Source organism: Pseudoalteromonas ardens (assembly GCF_030125445.1).
GTDB classification, from domain to species: Bacteria; Pseudomonadota; Gammaproteobacteria; order Enterobacterales; family Alteromonadaceae; genus Pseudoalteromonas; species Pseudoalteromonas ardens.
Genome location: NZ_JASJUV010000003.1, coordinates 600,262 through 617,740, shown reverse-complemented (window position 1 = coordinate 617,740; position 17,479 = coordinate 600,262). Strand labels below are relative to the sequence as shown.

12 protein-coding genes and 14 tRNA genes are annotated in these 17,479 nt (G+C 48.4%); 9 read left to right on the top strand and 17 right to left on the bottom strand.

What is annotated here, in order from left to right; genetic code table 11:
- Positions 1–150: 150 nt before the first annotated feature.
- The 8 genes from QNM19_RS13505 to QNM19_RS13470 form a co-directional block, all read right to left on the bottom strand.
- Positions 151–226 (bottom strand) — tRNA-Glu (locus QNM19_RS13505).
- 76 nt (positions 227–302) lie between these two features.
- Positions 303–378 (bottom strand) — tRNA-Glu (locus tag QNM19_RS13500).
- A gap of 152 nt (positions 379–530) precedes the next feature.
- Positions 531–606: transfer RNA gene (locus tag QNM19_RS13495), tRNA-Glu, on the bottom strand.
- Positions 607–674: 68 nt separating this feature from the next.
- Positions 675–750: transfer RNA gene (locus tag QNM19_RS13490), tRNA-Glu, on the bottom strand.
- A gap of 152 nt (positions 751–902) precedes the next feature.
- Positions 903–978, bottom strand: a tRNA-Glu gene (locus QNM19_RS13485).
- 68 nt (positions 979–1,046) lie between these two features.
- Positions 1,047–1,122, bottom strand: a tRNA-Glu gene (locus tag QNM19_RS13480).
- 164 nt (positions 1,123–1,286) lie between these two features.
- Positions 1,287–1,362 (bottom strand) — tRNA-Glu (locus QNM19_RS13475).
- A gap of 72 nt (positions 1,363–1,434) precedes the next feature.
- Positions 1,435–1,510, bottom strand: a tRNA-Ala gene (locus tag QNM19_RS13470).
- Between the two features lie 648 nt (positions 1,511–2,158).
- Here QNM19_RS13470 and QNM19_RS13465 point away from each other — a divergent pair.
- The 7 genes from QNM19_RS13465 to QNM19_RS13435 all read left to right on the top strand — a co-directional run bounded on the left by QNM19_RS13465 (position 2,159) and on the right by QNM19_RS13435 (position 5,000).
- Positions 2,159–2,234: transfer RNA gene (locus QNM19_RS13465), tRNA-Val, on the top strand.
- A gap of 20 nt (positions 2,235–2,254) precedes the next feature.
- Positions 2,255–2,330, top strand: a tRNA-Val gene (locus tag QNM19_RS13460).
- Between the two features lie 69 nt (positions 2,331–2,399).
- A tRNA-Val gene (locus QNM19_RS13455) sits at positions 2,400–2,475 on the top strand.
- A 114-nt stretch (positions 2,476–2,589) separates the two neighbouring features.
- Positions 2,590–2,665, top strand: a tRNA-Val gene (locus QNM19_RS13450).
- Positions 2,666–2,781: 116 nt separating this feature from the next.
- Positions 2,782–2,857: transfer RNA gene (locus tag QNM19_RS13445), tRNA-Val, on the top strand.
- 40 nt (positions 2,858–2,897) lie between these two features.
- Positions 2,898–2,973: transfer RNA gene (locus QNM19_RS13440), tRNA-Val, on the top strand.
- Positions 2,974–3,365: 392 nt separating this feature from the next.
- A complete protein-coding gene (locus QNM19_RS13435) occupies positions 3,366–5,000 on the top strand; it encodes a response regulator (RefSeq protein WP_049863655.1) in 1,635 nt (544 codons plus the stop codon).
- 20 nt (positions 5,001–5,020) lie between these two features.
- Here QNM19_RS13435 and msrB read toward each other — a convergent pair whose 3' ends face one another.
- The 6 genes from msrB to QNM19_RS13405 form a co-directional block, all read right to left on the bottom strand.
- Entirely contained in the window at positions 5,021–5,476 is a 456-nt protein-coding gene (gene msrB / locus QNM19_RS13430) for a peptide-methionine (R)-S-oxide reductase MsrB (protein WP_010386505.1), read from the bottom strand.
- Between the two features lie 170 nt (positions 5,477–5,646).
- Positions 5,647–6,132, bottom strand: coding sequence for a DUF2919 domain-containing protein (locus QNM19_RS13425; RefSeq protein WP_049863656.1), 486 nt, complete (start codon positions 6,130–6,132; stop codon positions 5,647–5,649).
- Positions 6,133–6,176: 44 nt separating this feature from the next.
- Positions 6,177–8,198 carry an NAD-dependent DNA ligase LigA gene (gene ligA, locus QNM19_RS13420; RefSeq protein ID WP_049863657.1) on the bottom strand — a complete coding sequence of 674 codons (2,022 nt, stop codon included), beginning with the start codon at positions 8,196–8,198 and terminating at the stop codon, positions 6,177–6,179.
- 81 nt (positions 8,199–8,279) lie between these two features.
- Positions 8,280–8,987, bottom strand: a complete 708-nt coding sequence (zipA, locus tag QNM19_RS13415) for a cell division protein ZipA (protein ID WP_049863658.1) — start codon at positions 8,985–8,987, stop codon at positions 8,280–8,282.
- A gap of 16 nt (positions 8,988–9,003) precedes the next feature.
- Positions 9,004–12,411 (bottom strand): AAA family ATPase, encoded by a 3,408-nt coding sequence (locus QNM19_RS13410; RefSeq protein ID WP_284026791.1) that lies wholly within the window; start codon positions 12,409–12,411, stop codon positions 9,004–9,006.
- A gap of 48 nt (positions 12,412–12,459) precedes the next feature.
- Positions 12,460–13,191 carry a TrmH family RNA methyltransferase gene (locus QNM19_RS13405; RefSeq protein WP_049863659.1) on the bottom strand — a complete coding sequence of 244 codons (732 nt, stop codon included), beginning with the start codon at positions 13,189–13,191 and terminating at the stop codon, positions 12,460–12,462.
- A gap of 134 nt (positions 13,192–13,325) precedes the next feature.
- Between QNM19_RS13405 and QNM19_RS13400 the strand changes: the two genes are divergently transcribed.
- Entirely contained in the window at positions 13,326–13,622 is a 297-nt protein-coding gene (locus QNM19_RS13400) for a hypothetical protein (RefSeq protein ID WP_010386512.1), read from the top strand.
- A gap of 81 nt (positions 13,623–13,703) precedes the next feature.
- Here the strand turns inward: QNM19_RS13400 and QNM19_RS13395 are convergent, their stop codons facing one another.
- Positions 13,704–14,306 (bottom strand): CBS domain-containing protein, encoded by a 603-nt coding sequence (locus tag QNM19_RS13395; RefSeq protein WP_049863660.1) that lies wholly within the window; start codon positions 14,304–14,306, stop codon positions 13,704–13,706.
- A 222-nt stretch (positions 14,307–14,528) separates the two neighbouring features.
- Positions 14,529–14,804, bottom strand: a complete 276-nt coding sequence (locus QNM19_RS13390; protein WP_010386514.1) for a hypothetical protein — start codon at positions 14,802–14,804, stop codon at positions 14,529–14,531.
- 254 nt (positions 14,805–15,058) lie between these two features.
- On the opposite strand from QNM19_RS13390, the gene cysZ reads away from it, so the two are divergent.
- A complete protein-coding gene (gene cysZ / locus QNM19_RS13385; RefSeq protein ID WP_049863661.1) occupies positions 15,059–15,787 on the top strand; it encodes a sulfate transporter CysZ in 729 nt (242 codons plus the stop codon).
- Between the two features lie 43 nt (positions 15,788–15,830).
- On the opposite strand, the gene QNM19_RS13380 is transcribed toward cysZ, so the two are convergent.
- Positions 15,831–17,360 carry a response regulator gene (locus QNM19_RS13380; RefSeq protein WP_049863662.1) on the bottom strand — a complete coding sequence of 510 codons (1,530 nt, stop codon included), beginning with the start codon at positions 17,358–17,360 and terminating at the stop codon, positions 15,831–15,833.
- Between the last annotated feature and the right edge of the window lie 119 nt (positions 17,361–17,479).

The following is a 17,479-nucleotide window of genomic DNA, read 5'->3' as shown; positions in this document are numbered from 1 at the left end:
TAACTTTGTTTTAAATCAAATAATTCAAGTAAATGAAATATATGAAAAAATTCATTTTAATATTGAAAATAATGAAACAGGGGATAATGAATCTAATGAGATATTTTGAAGATAAATTATTAACAAGAATGGTATTACTAAAAAGAAGAGTGGCGTCCCCTAGGGGATTCGAACCCCTGTTACCGCCGTGAAAGGGCGGTGTCCTAGGCCTCTAGACGAAGGGGACGCAGGTGTTGTTCCTGTGTCACTAGGACTGGTTATTTAGACTCTCACCATATGAGTTTGGTACTTACCTGAGTAAGTGGCGTCCCCTAGGGGATTCGAACCCCTGTTACCGCCGTGAAAGGGCGGTGTCCTAGGCCTCTAGACGAAGGGGACAAAAAATTTGCTTATTGAAGCACCGCTTCAATAATTTTTTGTTAGCGTGAAAGTCGAGCCAGCGAGACCGAACTTCCTTTAACAAAATCTTTTGTCACTAGGACTGGCTATTTAGACTCTTACCATACGAGTACTGTACTTACCGAAGTAAGTGGCGTCCCCTAGGGGATTCGAACCCCTGTTACCGCCGTGAAAGGGCGGTGTCCTAGGCCTCTAGACGAAGGGGACACAGAATGTGTCACTAGGACTGGCTATTTAGACTCTTACCATACGAGTATCGTACTTACCGAAGTAAGTGGCGTCCCCTAGGGGATTCGAACCCCTGTTACCGCCGTGAAAGGGCGGTGTCCTAGGCCTCTAGACGAAGGGGACAAAAAATTTGCTTATTGAAGCACCGCTTCAATAATTTTTTGTTAGCGTGAAAGTCGAGCCAGCGAGACCGAACTTCCTTTAACAAAATCTTTTGTCACTAGGACTGGCTATTTAGACTCTTACCATACGAGTATCGTACTTACCGAAGTAAGTGGCGTCCCCTAGGGGATTCGAACCCCTGTTACCGCCGTGAAAGGGCGGTGTCCTAGGCCTCTAGACGAAGGGGACACAAAATGTGTCACTAGGACTGGCTATTTAGACTCTCACCATATGAGTTTAGTACTTACCGAGGTAAGTGGCGTCCCCTAGGGGATTCGAACCCCTGTTACCGCCGTGAAAGGGCGGTGTCCTAGGCCTCTAGACGAAGGGGACGCAGAATTTGTCTAGCAAATCACTGATTTGCTAATTCTGCGTTGAGGTGAGCCTTTTGCCAGAAAAAGCGAACGGCATTATTCTCTCTCTTACAGAATGTTCTGTGTCACTAGGACTGGCTATTTAGACTCTCACCATATGAGTTTAGTACTTACCGAAGTAAGTGGCGTCCCCTAGGGGATTCGAACCCCTGTTACCGCCGTGAAAGGGCGGTGTCCTAGGCCTCTAGACGAAGGGGACACAATATTTCGAAGTATGGCATTCGAAGCCACATCCGAACATTATATCACTAGGACATATTTACACTAGGTTTGGTGGAGCTAGGCGGGATCGAACCGCCGACCTCTTGCATGCCATGCAAGCGCTCTCCCAGCTGAGCTATAGCCCCTCACCTATTCGCAATGAAACATCACCGCCTCATCGCTGAGTGCGGGGCGCATTCTATGCATCACAGAAAACAAAGTCAACACCTTTCCTGCAAGTTTTTCTCAACTGCTGCAAAAACACCCCGAAAGAACAGAATATAAGCGAAATTCAGGGTGCAATCAATAGAAGTCTATGTTTTTGCTCAATTTAAAACCAGTTCACCCTATCGAACACGGGTCATGACACTTCCCCACCAATATTTGGAGGTCACTTTTACTTATACCTTCTATATTTCTCACCAAGTTGTAGTGCAATTAAAAAGCGCATATGAAAGCCCCCTGCGATGCAACAAGTGATTTGAGCTGAGACTCAAAGATACTCAGCACAAAAATAAGCCTTTTAATATTGCCCGACAACTCACCCCCCTCTTTAATTCAGCCTGTAACCTGATCCCCCCACAACTCCCAATTCTATTTCTATCACTTTCATAAGATATCTATGCTTCATTTATTGCCCGGACATATAATGAAGGAAAATACCCAAAAAACGAACAAGTGGACATAAAAGAAGCACACAGATAAAAAATCAGGATTTTGTGTTGACTCCTTTGAAAGGAAACATATAATAGCGCCCCACAACGACACGGCAAGGTGTTGTTGGTTTCAAATGTGGGTTGTTAGCTCAGTTGGGAGAGCATCGCCCTTACAAGGCGAGGGTCACTGGTTCAAGTCCAGTACAACCCACCATTAATTTGAAACAGCGTATTGGGTTGTTAGCTCAGTTGGGAGAGCATCGCCCTTACAAGGCGAGGGTCACTGGTTCAAGTCCAGTACAACCCACCATAATTTAAATGGTCTATTTAGATTAAAAAATTATGGTTCAATACGCATAAAGCAGAATAAACAAGTTATGGGTTGTTAGCTCAGTTGGGAGAGCATCGCCCTTACAAGGCGAGGGTCACTGGTTCAAGTCCAGTACAACCCACCATTGATTGGTGAACTTTGGTCGATGCAGCATCGCGCTCATTCTTACCAAGGCAAGGGGCTGATTTAAAGTCAGTACAACCCACCATGACTTTGAATTCTGCTGTAAATTTAAGATGGGTTGTTAGCTCAGTTGGGAGAGCATCGCCCTTACAAGGCGAGGGTCACTGGTTCAAGTCCAGTACAACCCACCATTAATTGGTGAACTTTGGTCGATGCAGCATCGCGCTCATTCTTACCAAGGCAGGGGCTGATTTAAGGTCAGTACAATCCATCATCTTAAATTTAATTCTTGCCAAAATAATACTCTGGGTTGTTAGCTCAGTTGGGAGAGCATCGCCCTTACAAGGCGAGGGTCACTGGTTCAAGTCCAGTACAACCCACCATTTCCTCGGAAATACAGAGTATATTCCTGCATCTATGCATGGGTTGTTAGCTCAGTTGGGAGAGCATCGCCCTTACAAGGCGAGGGTCACTGGTTCAAGTCCAGTACAACCCACCATCCTCTAAATTCCTCTTGTTTACCTCGTGTACATTGGTCGATGCCACATCGCGCTCATTCCTAACCAAGGCGAACATTACCAACTTAAGTCCAGTACAACCCAGCATCCTCTAAATTCCTTTTATTTACCTCGTATACATTGGTCGATGCCACATCGCACTCATTCCTAACCAAGGCGAACATTACCAATTCAAGTCCAGTACAACCCACCATCATCTAAATTGCTGTTATTTTTCTCGTATACTCCAGTCAATTCAGCACTGGACTCGTTCTAACAATGCCCCCCTACTTTCTATGCATTCTTACCAAGCTTTTTAATCCTTATGTTTCAAAAGAAAAAATAAACGTCTAGACTAAAAGCATGCAGAATTTATTCCTTTATCTTTTACTCTATGCCTGTTCAACCCTTTGTAAATGCAAAAATTTTGATCGTGGAAGAACAGCAGCTGGCGCTGAGCTACATTAAACAGTCGCTGGACCAGCTGGCTTACAAAAACGTCCAGTTTGCCGAAAACGCCCAGCTGGCAAAGGAAAGCTGTATCCATCATAAATTCGACTTAATTATTTGCTCGTTTGATCTGAGCAAACGTCAAAATGGGTATCAGCTATATGAGGAGTTGCTTAAAAAACGCCTGATCCGCCAAAGCACCGGGTTTATTTTCACCTCCGCCGAAACCAGTCCAGAATTAGTTCACAGCATCGTCGAGTTGCAACCAGATGACTTCCTGGTGAAGCCATTTAGCATAAAGGAACTCAAAGCGCGTATTGAGCGGGTGTTAAAGCGTAAACGTAGCCTTAAGGCGCTCTATAACCTGATTGACGACGAAAACTACTCTAAGGCACTCAAACTCATCAACTCTGAACTTGAGAGCGGTGAGCACGCTTACAGCCCGATATTACTAAAGCTTAAAGGCGAGACTCTGTTAAAACTTAAGCGGTTTGACGAAACCAAGCAATTCTACCGCTCCGTACTAGAGTTGCAAAAATTTACCTGGGCCAAACTCGGTTTAGTCGAAACCCTGATTGCAAATAATGAAGACATCATGGCGCAAAAAATGCTCAAGTCACTGATAGAAAAAAGCGAAACCCGACTTGCCGCATTAGATCTCTTGTCTCGCCTGGAGCTCAAACTCAACCAATTTGAAGAAGCGCAGGAATCATTGGTAAAAGCCTCTCAAATTGCGCCGCGCAATATTGAGCGTCAGAAATCCCTCAGTACTGTTGCACGTATTAACCATGATTATGAATGCAGCTACAATGCACAAAAAGAAATCGCCAACTTTGCCCGCTTTTCAATGCATGACAGCCCTGAAGTCTATTTGAATGCAGCACGAGCCGGCATTGACTTTGCACTCAGTACAGATCAGCATGATCAGATCACCCGTCTCACCCGGCAAACACAGCAATATCTGAGCGATCTCAAAAAGCAGTTTCCCAATGCCAACAACCAGACTCAAATTGACGTATTAAATGCACGGCTTCATTATCTGAAAGATGAACATACCAAAGCGCGGCAACTCATGGAGCAGTTGGAAGATGAACCTCAAATACGTTCGGTTGATGCTGCATTAGATAAAGCCAAAGCCTTTCACGAATTGGGGTTTCAGCACAAAGCAGAAGCGTTGTTTGGTCAAATAATTACGCACTGCGAACGCCATCAGCAGCAGAAAGATCCAACCTTAATGCACCTGCTTCAACAACAACAGGATGAGCGTAAAAACATCACAATGGGGCCAAAAGAGCTCAATAACCATGCTGTAAAACAGTTTCAGAAGGGGCAGTTAGACGTGGCTTTAGAAGCGTTTACACAGGCATTCAGAGTGATGCCTAAAAATGCCAGTATCGCACTCAATTTATTGCAGTGCCTGGCCGATGCAACTGGAAAGCAAGCCACCACGTTTAACTCAAATCTGGCAGAAAAATGCTATAAAACACTAAGTGCAGCACAACTTGAACCAGAGCAGCAGGAACGTTTCGACAAGTTGCAAGCCCAGCTGGCAGAGATGAAACTAGACTTTAAATCCTAACGAAAATCGCCCCTGTTAAGTTAGTGGGTGCCTTCTTCATGTTTTTTCAACGCCAGTGCATTGACACAATAGCGTAGACCACTGGGCTTTGGCCCATCCGGAAAAACATGTCCAAGGTGTGCATCGCAGACATTGCAAACAATCTCCACCCTGTCCATACCATGAGAGCGGTCCAGCCGATAAGCGACTGAATCTGCACAATATGGCTGCGTAAATGAAGGCCAGCCTGAGCCGCTATCAAACTTTTCTTCTGCATCAAAAAGCAGCTGATCACAACAGGCACAGTGATATTTACCCGGTGAAAATACGGTGCAACTTTGCGAGCTAAATGGACGCTCTGTACCGCGGTTGCGGGTAATATGAAAAACAGAAGGTTCCAGCAATGCCTGCCATTGCATCAGGTTTTTTTCGACGCGCCTGGGTGGTTGTGGATTGCCGTTGTCTGCGAACTGCAGAATATCTCGCCAAGTTAACATGTCTCTTTCTCCGCTTGATGTAGAGTTACTCCATATTGGCAAACACATGAGATTTGTCTTATTGTTATAGAGTCACACAGCCAGTCCGGATCAGACTAGCGTGGTATTTTTACGCCAATATGAAAGCCACGATCGCCCTAATGTTTAGTTGTTAGCCCGTCAGCGTCAAGTCAATTATTTTCAGGTTCAGGCCAATCCCCAAAAAAACACGTTAAGTATCGGCTTTTGAGCAAATACAAAATTACCCAGGACACCAACACAGCCTGAATGGCCAGATAGAAAGAAAATTGATACTGCGCCTGAACAATTTGCATCCCTAACCAGGTCAGGTCGAGACAGGCTGCCAGCAGTAGTGGCCAGCGCATATGACGCCAGAAACTGGCTAGTTTGGGAGAACTCGTTGGCCTGCGTAATGAAAACAGCACAGTCGGGATGAGTGCCAGACTCGCTATCATGACTGCCACAAAGAAGTGCTGCTTTGAATGGAAAAACAATGACATGAGGTCAAGATCAGGACGCCATGTAAGGGCTGAAACCAGCCATAAAAAGAAGGGTCTGAGCAACACCAATAAAGTCAGGTTAAACCCTACAGGCGTGCGATATACCCCATATTTATCCCAATACTCGGGTCCATACCCTGCCTGTAACTTGCTCATACCACTTCTCTCATTCTGTGGCAGGTTAGTAGCCTGCCTGTTAATTACCCCTGATGTGAATCAAGCAGTGCAATCAGCGCCGCCTCATCCAGGATATCAATCCCGAGGTCCTGCGCCTTAGTCAGCTTAGAACCCGCTTTTTCGCCTGCAACGAGTGCATGGGTATTCTTTGACACGCTGCCGGATACTTTGGCACCCAGTGCCTGCAATCGTGCCTTAGCATCGTTGCGGTTTAACTGACTCAAAGTACCTGTCAGAACGTATGTTAAACCAGTAAGCGGTTGCTCACTTTCTTCCTTCGCTGCAATTTCAGGCCAATGAAGTCCCTGCTCTAGCAGGTCACTCACCACTTTCTGATTGTGAGGCTCAGAGAAGAACGCATGGATATGCTGGGCAACCACTACGCCAACATCGCTGACTTCCTGTAGACTTTCAATGGAGGCGTTCATCACGTTTTCAAGCGTCAAATAATGATTCGCCAGGTTTTGTGCCGTGGCCTCGCCCACTTCACGGATCCCAAGTGCATACATAAACTTGGCCAGAGTCGTTTGTTTCGCTGCCTGCAATGCCGCAACCAAATTTTTCGCTGATTTCGGGCCCATACGCTCCAGCGACTCAAAGTGCCCCTGACGCAATATGAATAATTCGGCTGGCGTCGTGATCAACTCGCGTTCAACCAGTTGCTCGACAATCTTGTCACCCAGTCCATCGATATCCAGCGCCTTACGCGAAGAAAAGTGTTTAATCGCTTCTTTACGTTGCGCGCGGCACACTAAGCCACCAGTACAACGCGCAACCGCTTCCCCCTCTACCCGCTCAACATGGGAATCACACACCGGGCAGGTAGTCGGGAAAGTAATCTCACGGGCATCCGCAGGCCTTTTGTCCAGTACTACCTGGGTGATCTGCGGGATCACGTCCCCGGCACGTCGAATGATGACAGTATCACCAACTCTTACGCCCAAACGTTCAATTTCATCCCGGTTGTGTAAGGTCGCATTAGAAACCGTGACTCCCCCAACGAATACGGGCTCAAGGCGCGCTACAGGTGTAATGGCGCCGGTTCGCCCCACCTGAAACTCGACATCCAGTAACTGAGTCAATTCCTCCTGTGCGGGGAATTTAAACGCAATGGCCCAGCGCGGCGCACGTGCAACAAAACCGAGCTGCTCCTGAAATGGCTTATGGTCAACCTTAATCACTACACCATCTATTTCGTAAGGCAGCGCATCGCGCTCAGCCATGATGGCCTCATAGTACTGATAAGCCGCACTGGCGCCTGTTACCCGCTTTGTCTGCGGGCACATTGGCAAGCCCCACTCTTTCAACTGTTGTAGCTGAGCATAATGAGTATCGGCCAGCTCAGCGCCCTGTACGACACCCATTGAATAGGCGTAAAACATCAGTGGCCGCTTTGCGGTAATTTTAGGATCTAGCTGACGCAGGCTTCCCGCGGCCGCATTACGCGGGTTAGCAAAGGTTTTTTCGTCACGTTGCGCTGCGGTTTCATTCAGGCGAGCGAACCCCGCTTTGTCCATAAAGACTTCGCCACGTACTTCCAGCTCCGCGGGAATATCATCGCCACGCAGGCGCAGTGGAATATTGCGGATGGTCTTGACGTTTTCGGTGATATTTTCACCCACCTGGCCATCACCGCGAGTTGCTGCCTGGACCAGCACACCATTGCGATAAAGAATAGAGACAGCCAGGCCATCCAGCTTAGGTTCACAACAGAAATCTAACTCTTCATTGTGCAGCAGACGTTCTTTAATGCGGCGATTAAAAGCAGTGAATTCAGCTTCATCAAATGCATTATCGAGCGACAACATAGGGACCTGATGGGTAACCTGTTCAAATTTACTCAGCGCTGCCCCCCCTACTTTCTGAGACGGTGAGTCTGGGGTTACATAGTCAGGGTGCTGAGTTTCCAGCTCGATCAGGGCACGCATTACACGGTCATATTCTGCATCGGGTACCGTTGGCTGATCCAAGACATAATATTGGTAGTTATAGGCTTCCAATTGCTGTCTTAATTCTTTGATTTGTTTGCTGATAGTTTCTGACATTACAACCTCTTAATAACACAAAAAGCCACGGACCCGGGTCCGTGGCTCTGTCGCGTTTGAGCCCGAAGGCAGCTTTAACGCTTATACGGTATATTCTCGTACCTTTTCAACATAGGCACGGGTGGTATTCACAGTGAGTGGCTCTCGATTGCTATCGAGCACACTGGCACCAAATTCATCGGCGAGTTTCTTCGCTGCACTGTGCAGCATATTGAACGCTGCCATGCTGTCACCTTCACACGGCAAGGTCATAAACAGACTCACGCCACCGGTGCTGAATTGTTCCATATTGTCGATATCGAAGGTGCCCGGATTATACATATTGACCAAACGGAACAAGACCGGACCATTGCCGGATGATTCAACATGACGATTAAAAAAGCCTTCATCAGAGTACTTAAAGCCCAAGCTTAATACACAAGGTAGCAGCTTAGAGCCCGCCATGGTTAACCCTTCAGGCATATCAATATGCAGAATAATAAAGTCCTGTGGCGCAGTTTCCTGCGGTGCTTCCTGCTGCTCAGTCTCCGCTTGCTCGGTCGCTTCGGTATCGGCTTCAGCAGAGGCCGGTTGCTTATCCTCATCAACCGCAGAAAAGCTCATTTCGCCCAGCTGAGGCTCTTCTTCGTGCTGTGGCTGGGGGGCTGTCTCCGGCTTTTTTGCGGGTGCGGGGCTATCGGTGGTGTCCTGGTTCTCTTTTTTTCTCACCGACCATAAGCCATGTATCAATAATCCACCAATGATCAGTGCACTGATCACGATTAATGCCCATCTTAATTCTGTGGCCATTGCTCACCTTTACTTATTATGCATGCGCCATTTGCACTGCTTGTTCTATGTCTACGGCAACCATACGTGAAACTCCGGGTTCCGCCATGGTTACCCCCGTCAACCGGCCAGCCATTTCCATTGCGACCTTATTGTGGCTGATGTAAATAAACTGCACCGTTTGCGACATTTCTTCGACCAGTCGGCAGAAGCGTCCTACGTTCGCATCGTCCAGCGGTGCATCTACTTCATCCAGCATACAAAATGGGGCCGGATTCAGTCTAAATATTGAAAATACCAATGATAATGCGGTCAGGGCTTTTTCTCCACCACTTAACAGATGAATTGTCGAGTTTTTCTTACCCGGCGGCCTTGCCATTATGGTGACACCGCTTTCCAACAAGTCATCACTAGTGAGTTCAAGATAAGCGCTGCCACCGCCAAACACTTTGGGAAACAGTTCCGCCAGGTCCTGATTCACCTGATCAAAAGTCGTTTTAAAACGGCTGCGCGTCTCACGGTCAATTTTACGGATAGCCCCTTCCAGCGTTTCCAGCGCGGCACTAAGGTCGTCCAGCTGCTCGTCAAGATACCGCTTGCGTTGCTGGGCCTCATCAAATTCTTCAATCGCGGCAAGGTTAACCGCGCCCAACAGACTCAGCTGCTGGGCAATGCGAGTCAACTTACCCTGATGGTTGCTGGCCTGTGCGTCTTCAGGAAGCTGAGCCAGAACGTCTTTGAGGGTCTGACGCAGCTCTGTCAAAGGTTCAAGTACGGCCTGTGCCTTCACCATTAAACTTTGTTCCTGCAACGCTAACTGCTGGCGCTGCTCTTTAAGTTTAGTGCTCTGTGCCTGAGCATCTTTAAGCGCCAGCTGTTTATCACTCAGTTGCTGCTTTGCTTCATTCAGCTGTGCCGCGCCATCCTGTAATGCTTGCTCCAGCTCGGTATGGCGGATCAACAATTCTGTTTGCTGTTGCTCCAACTCAACACCTGGTTCTTCACAACTGTGCAATTGTTGCTGCACTTGCGCAAGTGATTCTGTGCCCTGCGACAGGGCCTGGGCAAGGTGGCTGAGTTTAGTCTGGCCAAGCTGCACATCACTTTCAACCTGCTGAAGTTTCAGTTTCGCCTGATGATGTTGCTGTTGAATATCACGTTGTTGTTGCTGTTGCTGAAGCTGCACCCGCTTGAGCGTTTCCAGTAACTCGCTTGCCTGGTCCATCTGTTGCTGCTGCAGTTCCTGCGCTTCTTCTGCCTGCCACAAAGTTTGCTCGCTTTCTTCGAGCTGTGCCACCAGCAGTTCACTCTGCTCAGCCAGTTCATGTTGATTACGCTCTAGCTGATGGCTTTGTTGTTGCCAGCTGGTTTGCTGAGCCACTAACATATCCACCCGAGTCTGGCTGCTGGCGACCTGTTTGGCCGCTTCATGAACAGCCTGTTTATTGGTTTCAAGCTGCTCGGCACATTGCAACACCGACGTTTCCAGTGGCCCAAGCGCAGCTTCCAGTTCGCTAAGCCGCGCTTCAATTTCCGGCAGTGCCGCCTGATGGGCACGCAGCTCACTATAATGGGCAAGTAAGTTCTCCGACTGCGTATCTGTCTCTTGCGCCCGCCAGTTATGCCCATACAAGTTGCCTACATCATCAATGGCGGCAAAAAACGCTGTGTGTGCGCTAAAGTGACGCGCCTCACCGAGCCACTCAATCTGATTGAGAAACTCGGGGTAAACGTCTGAATGGACTAACATCGCCACGCTGTTCGGGGCTTTCTCTCTTTTTGTACTGGCCCAGATCCGGTTGACATAGTCTTGTTCTGTGATCCGCAGCGAGCCCAGCCCCAGCATCGCACGCTCCACAACCTGTTCGCGGCCCGGTTCGACCCTTAAAGCACTGAGCAATGACGCACCTGGGGCGTCTTCGCTGTCACCTTGCTGAGCATGGGTGAGTTTTTCCAGCGCCTGCACCTGAGCCTGAACCTGCCCAAGTTTGACCTGCTGTGTCTGAACCTGCTGCTGTAACGCCGCTTTTGCCTCATTCAAACGGTTTAGCTCGGCACTCAGACGCTGGTTTTCTTGCTGTGAGATGGCCATCGCATGCACCAACTCCTGATGTGCCTTTTGTTGCTGTGCCAATGCCTCAGCCGGGTTTTGTGTGCCATGCTGCGCCAACTGCTGTGCCAGTTGTGCTTGTTGCTGCGTCAGGTGCTGTTGTTGCTGAGTTAAACGTTGCAACGCTAACTGACATTGCTGAACATGCTGTCGTGCCTGCTCAAGTACCTGCTGATTCTGCTGATTCGCCGCTTCTGATGCTTGCAGCTGCTGGATTTTTTCTTCGTTTAATATTTCTGCTTCCGCCAGCTTCTCTGCACTTATCTGCGCAGCCTCCTGATGTATCTCAGCTTGCTCGGCTAATTCTGCACAATGTTGTTGTTGCTGTTCATATAACGTCTGAGCCTGGGCAATCTCTTCGTTCAGCTTTGTTTGTTTATCCACTAAGTCACGGCGCTTTTCGCCCAGGTGGATTTTCTGCTGCTCCAGCCGGGTTAACTGAGTTTGGGTAGTATGAAGCTGCTGTTGTAATTGGGTTTGCGCCTCGCTGAAGTGGGTGACTTGTTGTTCACACGTGGCCAGGACATCATCATGGCCGCCATGGGCTTGCTCCAAAAAGGTCAATTGCTCATTCAGTTTAGTGATCTGAGTAGTTTTTTCCTGCTGCCTGGCATGTAACTCCTGCCACTTTAACACCGCCAGCTGGCCTTTCAGAGTCCGCTCCTGTGCCTTAAGGTCTCGATACTGACGGGCCGCATCGGCCTGCTTTGACAGCCGGTCGAGCTGATTTTGCAGCTCCTGACGCATATCCAGCAAACGTTCCAGGTTCTCTCGGGTACTTTTGATCCGAGTCTGCGTTTCCCGACGACGCTCTTTGTATTTGGAGACACCGGCTGCCTCCTCTAAAAAGATACGCAGCTCTTGCGGCTTACTCTCGATAAGTCGCGAAATCATCCCTTGCTCAATGATCGCATAACTGCGCGGGCCCAGGCCGGTGCCAAGAAAGATATCCGTGATGTCACGTTTACGGCATTTACTGCCATTGAGGAAATACAGTGACTGGCCATCTCGAGTGACCAGACGCTTGATGGCCACCTGAGTCCGATCAGCCATAGAGCCCGGCAGTCGCCCCTGAGTATTATCGAAAAGCAACTCTACCGAAGCCTGAGACACAGGCTTGCGATGGGTTGAGCCATTAAAGATAACATCCGTCATGGCATCGCCGCGGAGGTTTTTTGCGGAGCTTTCACCCAACACCCAGCGGACGGCGTCAATGACATTAGACTTGCCACACCCGTTGGGGCCAACAACACAAGTCATCGGCTCTGGAAAGGGAATTTTAGTCGGCTCAACAAAAGATTTGAAGCCAGCCAGTTTGATGCTGCTCAGACGCATATAAACAGTAGCTTAAGCGCAAACACAAGAATTCAAAGTCACACCACCTTAGCTATGGCGTTTGATGTTATCAAGAATGATCCCTGTCGCCATCGCCACGTTTAGTGACTCTGCACCACCAAATGCGGGGATGGTAATGGGCTGATTAATATGCTGTGCCACGGCATCGCTGATACCATGAGATTCGCTGCCCATCACGAGTATGCCACGCGCAGCAAAAGGCGTTGTATGCACGCTCTCACCTTCTAAAAAAGCCCCATAAACCGGGCCATCGTAGTCTTGCAGCAGGGCGCACAGATCCGTTCTGATCACCGCAACACGCGCAAAAGAACCCATAGTCGCGCTTATCACCTTCGGATTCAGATGATCCGCACAGTGCTCACTGAGTACAATCTGGCCCAGGCCATACCAATCTGCAACTCGGATAATGGTGCCCAGGTTGCCCGGATCGGATACATCATCCAGCGCCAGGATCAACCCTTGCGTGTTCAGCTCTGCCTGTGGCTCTGTCTGGGCAACAGCAATGGCTGCATTATTGCTGACCAGCGTGCTGACCTTACTCAGCTCAGCCTCATCACACAGCACCACGTCATGACCTTCCAACAAAGCCTGGTTGTCGGCAATAAAATCGGCGCAGGCAAAAAGGTGTTTAACTGGCTTGCCTGCAATGAGCAACTCCTGGACATTTTTGGCCCCCTGCACCAGGTACAGACCATGTTGTTTACGATATTTTTTTTGCGCCAGAGCACGGAGCAGCTTTTGTTGATTTTTCGACAGCATACCTACCTCATTGGTTTACCCGCGAAGTATAACCGCAATGGCGCAGAAAAGGCAGAGTCATCCAGCTGCTTGCTTGCCAAAGTCCCGTCGCGCACCTTAAAATAGGGACTTCTTCATACCTATAAGCTGTATTTATGTCCATTGAACTTCAGGTAATCCTGCTCAACGTCATCATTTTATGTTTGGCCTACTTTGTCATTTACCCCCGTTACGCTGGTAATGATCTGAAAAAGGTCTCTATTCAGGATTTGATCGCAACCATCGTTTCGCTGGCCATTGTCGGCTCGGTCTACTACGACTCCGGATTATCGTTTTCTCTGGTCTTGTTCGAGGTCAACTGGGCCTGGTTTACGGTTATTTCCTTTACCCTGATTGAATTGCCTTTGTGCTATTGGTACGCCAAACGTCACGGCGTTAAGTTTCCAGAGTAATAAAAAAGGCACCCGCAGGTGCCTTGGCGTTAATTTACATTAACTTTAGGAAATAAATCGGTTGGGCTGTACTGGCTGGAATTACAGCTCACTGTGGTGCAACAAAGACACTACAATGTCGTTAAAGTGTTCGGCTGGCCGCAGCTGATTAACAGAACGACCACCCGCCTTGATCAACTCGACCAAATCAAAGTAACCACAAATCTGACCGGTTTCAGGCGCTGTCACCAATAAGTAATCCAGGCCGTGCGCTTCCATGGTCACCAGTACATCACCAGCACGCGCGGTACGCAGTTCGGTCAGGCTCACCTGCTTGAGCGTTTTCAATGGCAGCATGACATCGGTGGCAACCAGCTCACTGCGCTGACAACCTCTCAGTTGGGCTTCTTTTAAAATATGTCGACTCCCTAGCCGGGCTTGCGAAATAATGCCCAGCAATGCGCTATCCTGAGCGACAAACATTGAGGCCACATGGGTTTTGTTCAGCACCAGCGTGGCTTCATCAACACTGGTATCCGGGTCCAGACACACTGAATTCTGACCATCCAGATTGTGCATGTATTTTTGTGCCGATACAGACAAGCGATCGAGTCCATTGTTATCAACGTCAGTTATCAATGGATTAGCCTGTACGGGCATGTCGGTGGTCACATCAAGCGTATTGAGTCTGTTAAACGTATTCATTATTCACCTCTGTTTCGGGAATATACCAAGGTGCGTTATCACTGACAGCCAGGCAGTGGATCAATCTCGACTAAACAAATCGATTGATGCTTGCCTTTGGCTAAGTGTATTCACATTGGTCGTTGCCAGTCGCTTAGCTGTTAAAACAGGAGCGCTGACTTTAAGCACATTACGACACGGCCTGTCAGTCAGGCGTGTACATTCAAATTAAAAATGAGTGGCTTAAACGGCAACAGGTGGGGCTCGGATCCCCTGGTGATAGTGAGTAAACGGGTGGTATAAGCTAACGGCATCGTGAAAATCAGGGACAAACTGAATCGATTCCTGTTTGGCTGCGCCAGGTAAAGGAATATCAAAATCACTGTCTAGCTTATCTTTGTCCGGTTCGGTTAAAAGCTCTGCCAGCTGCGTGGTTTTGACTGACACACTGCTGCCAGCGGCGTTCACTGTCAGTGACACCATCAGACACAATGCTAATAACCAAAAACGCGATTGCATGGGCAAACTCCCTCAGGACGATATTTTGAATGTATAGGCAAGCTGATGCGGTTTCAACCAGCAAAGTGCAATAATCTGCAAATTAATTCTATCCGGACCAGCCTGAGCCCTTAGCAAAACCACCAGCAACTCAAAAAACTAACTAAAACACAATGAGATGGCACAGCATGCACAATTTGTTACTGATTAGACTGCCCTTTTTATGTTGCCCGGATTTATAATGAAGGCAGAACTTTCAGTACAGAGGTATCTCAATGCAACTTACCAAGGGGATGGAATATTTTGTCGCGGGCTTTTCATTGTTAAGCCAAAAAGGACTTAAACGTTTTGTGTTTATTCCACTACTCATCAATGTGATGCTGTTTGGCGGCTCATTGTTTTTCCTGTATGACTGGCTGACACAAGGCTTTGCTTATCTCAATGACTTGTTACCTGATTGGCTCAGCTGGCTGGAATGGTTAATGTGGCCGATTGCCGTATTGGTGATTCTATTCAGCTACAGTTTGGTATTTTCAGTAATCACTAACTTTATCGCCGCACCATTCAATGGCTTGCTGTCTGAGAAGGTCGAACTGTTTCTCACCGGGCAAAAAATTAACGATGACGGCTTTGCCGATCTAGTAAAGGATGTGCCTCGTATGCTGGGGCGCGAATGGAGTAAGCTGGTTTACTATCTGCCGCGTGCCATTGGCTTTTTCATCTTGTTGTGGATGCTGCCGCTGATTGGCCAGATACTTTGGGTGTTGTTTTCGTGCTGGATGTACAATGTACAGTATAACGACTACCCGTTTGATAATCATAAAATCTCTTTCAAAGAGATGAAGGAAACCTTAAAAGCGCATCAGGGCCTGTCGTATGGCTTTGGGTTTGCTGTCATGGTGCTGACCAGCATTCCAATCGTAAACCTGATTGTGATGCCGGCCGCGGTGTGCGGGGCCACGAAACTATGGGTTGAGAATTATCGCCCTAAATATCGCAATTAACTCCCAGCACTTTCCTCCTGGGCAACATCAGCTGCTCGGGAGGCTAACTCGCCTTTTCCCCTAACGGCAAACTCACCGTCACCTCAGTGCCGCGTTGCTCATCGGTATTAAACGCTATCTGACCCTGCTGAGCTTCGGCAAGCAATTTGGCGGTGTAAGTGCCGACCCCTGCTCTGTCAGGCTTACCAAAGGTTACAAACTTATCGAAGAAACGCGTTCTGACGCCGTCCGGTATGGGATCCGGGTTTTGAATGATCACCGTCAGCTGCTGCTCCGCTGGCTGCGCACTGATAGTCACTAGGGGCTTAGCATTGACCGCCTCCAGTGCATTGGTGATGAGGTTATGAAATAAGGTATAACACAGCGCCGGCTCACCAAAAAACATGAGATCTTTAGACACCACGGTACGTAACTGTACTTTGTGTTCTTCAACCAACGGGGCCAGGTCTTCCAGCACGGATTCGATCACTTTGTGCAAAGGGTGATTGAGCGGATTGAGTCGATACTCATTCGCTTCAATTTTTGCCAGTGCTGACATGCTGTCCATGGCATGCTGAAGGCGCAAACAGCTATGTTGAATATAGCTCAGATACCGCTTTGCTCGCTCCGGATCTTTAATGTGCCGTGCCAGCAGCACCGTTGAACTGCGAATATCCGACACCGGTTTTGCAAGGTTCGTTTGGGTCAGGCTGTCAAACTCGTCCCGTAGCCTGGCATTATCCAGCATCGCATCTATCTGCGCACGCATCAGCCGATTCGATTCAATATTACGGCAATGGGCCCTGACACGAGACTTTACCACCGACGGGTTGGCTGGCTTAGTTATGTAGTCGACCGCGCCAAGCTCAAGCCCCCGTACAACGTGCTCTGTTTGTTCCAGCGCGGTTAAAAAAATCACGGTAATATGCTGAGTATGCGGGTCGTCTTTGAGACGACGGCATACTTCCAGCCCATCCATACCCGGCATCATAATATCCAGCAAGACCAGGTCGGGTTGCGGTTCTGCAGCGCAGATCTGCAAAGCTTTTGCGCCACTCAGCGCGGCTTTAACCTTGTACTCTTTACGCAGTACATCACCAATAATTTTGATATTGTCTGCGACATCATCGACCACCAGCACCTGAATGGGTTGCTCTACGACCGCTTCTTCTTCGCCCATTTCTCCGTGGTAAGGGCGAACGGGTTTATTCAGTGCTCTGCGCAGCCGCTCTAGCATGATTTTACTGGAAAAAGGCTTTACCACATATTCAGACACGCCACACTTAATGGCCTGTAGTACCTGAGATTGCTGGATGGAAGTGGCAGTCATGACAAACGGGATAGCAGCCGTACGCGGATTTTTTCGGACTTCTTTTAATAAATCGATCCCCGCCAGCTTGGGCAGCATCCAGTCGGCGATAATGAGGTGAATATCCTGATATTGCAGTTTATCGAGTGCATCGGCACCATTGGGGCTCTGTAACACATTGACCCGCCCAAGACCGGTCACAATATTAGCCACCATAGAGCGAATGGTCTCGTGCGCTTCAACAACCAGGATGGTCATAGTGGTTACTGCACTGCCATTGTCCATTCTTCTCTCCTAAAGCCAACTGCCTCCCAATGAGGCCGGCACAGTTAAGGTGTTACAAGGTCAGAAAATTTATTTGCTGTTATTGTGCACATGTTATTATTATCTGTCTAACATTTGTA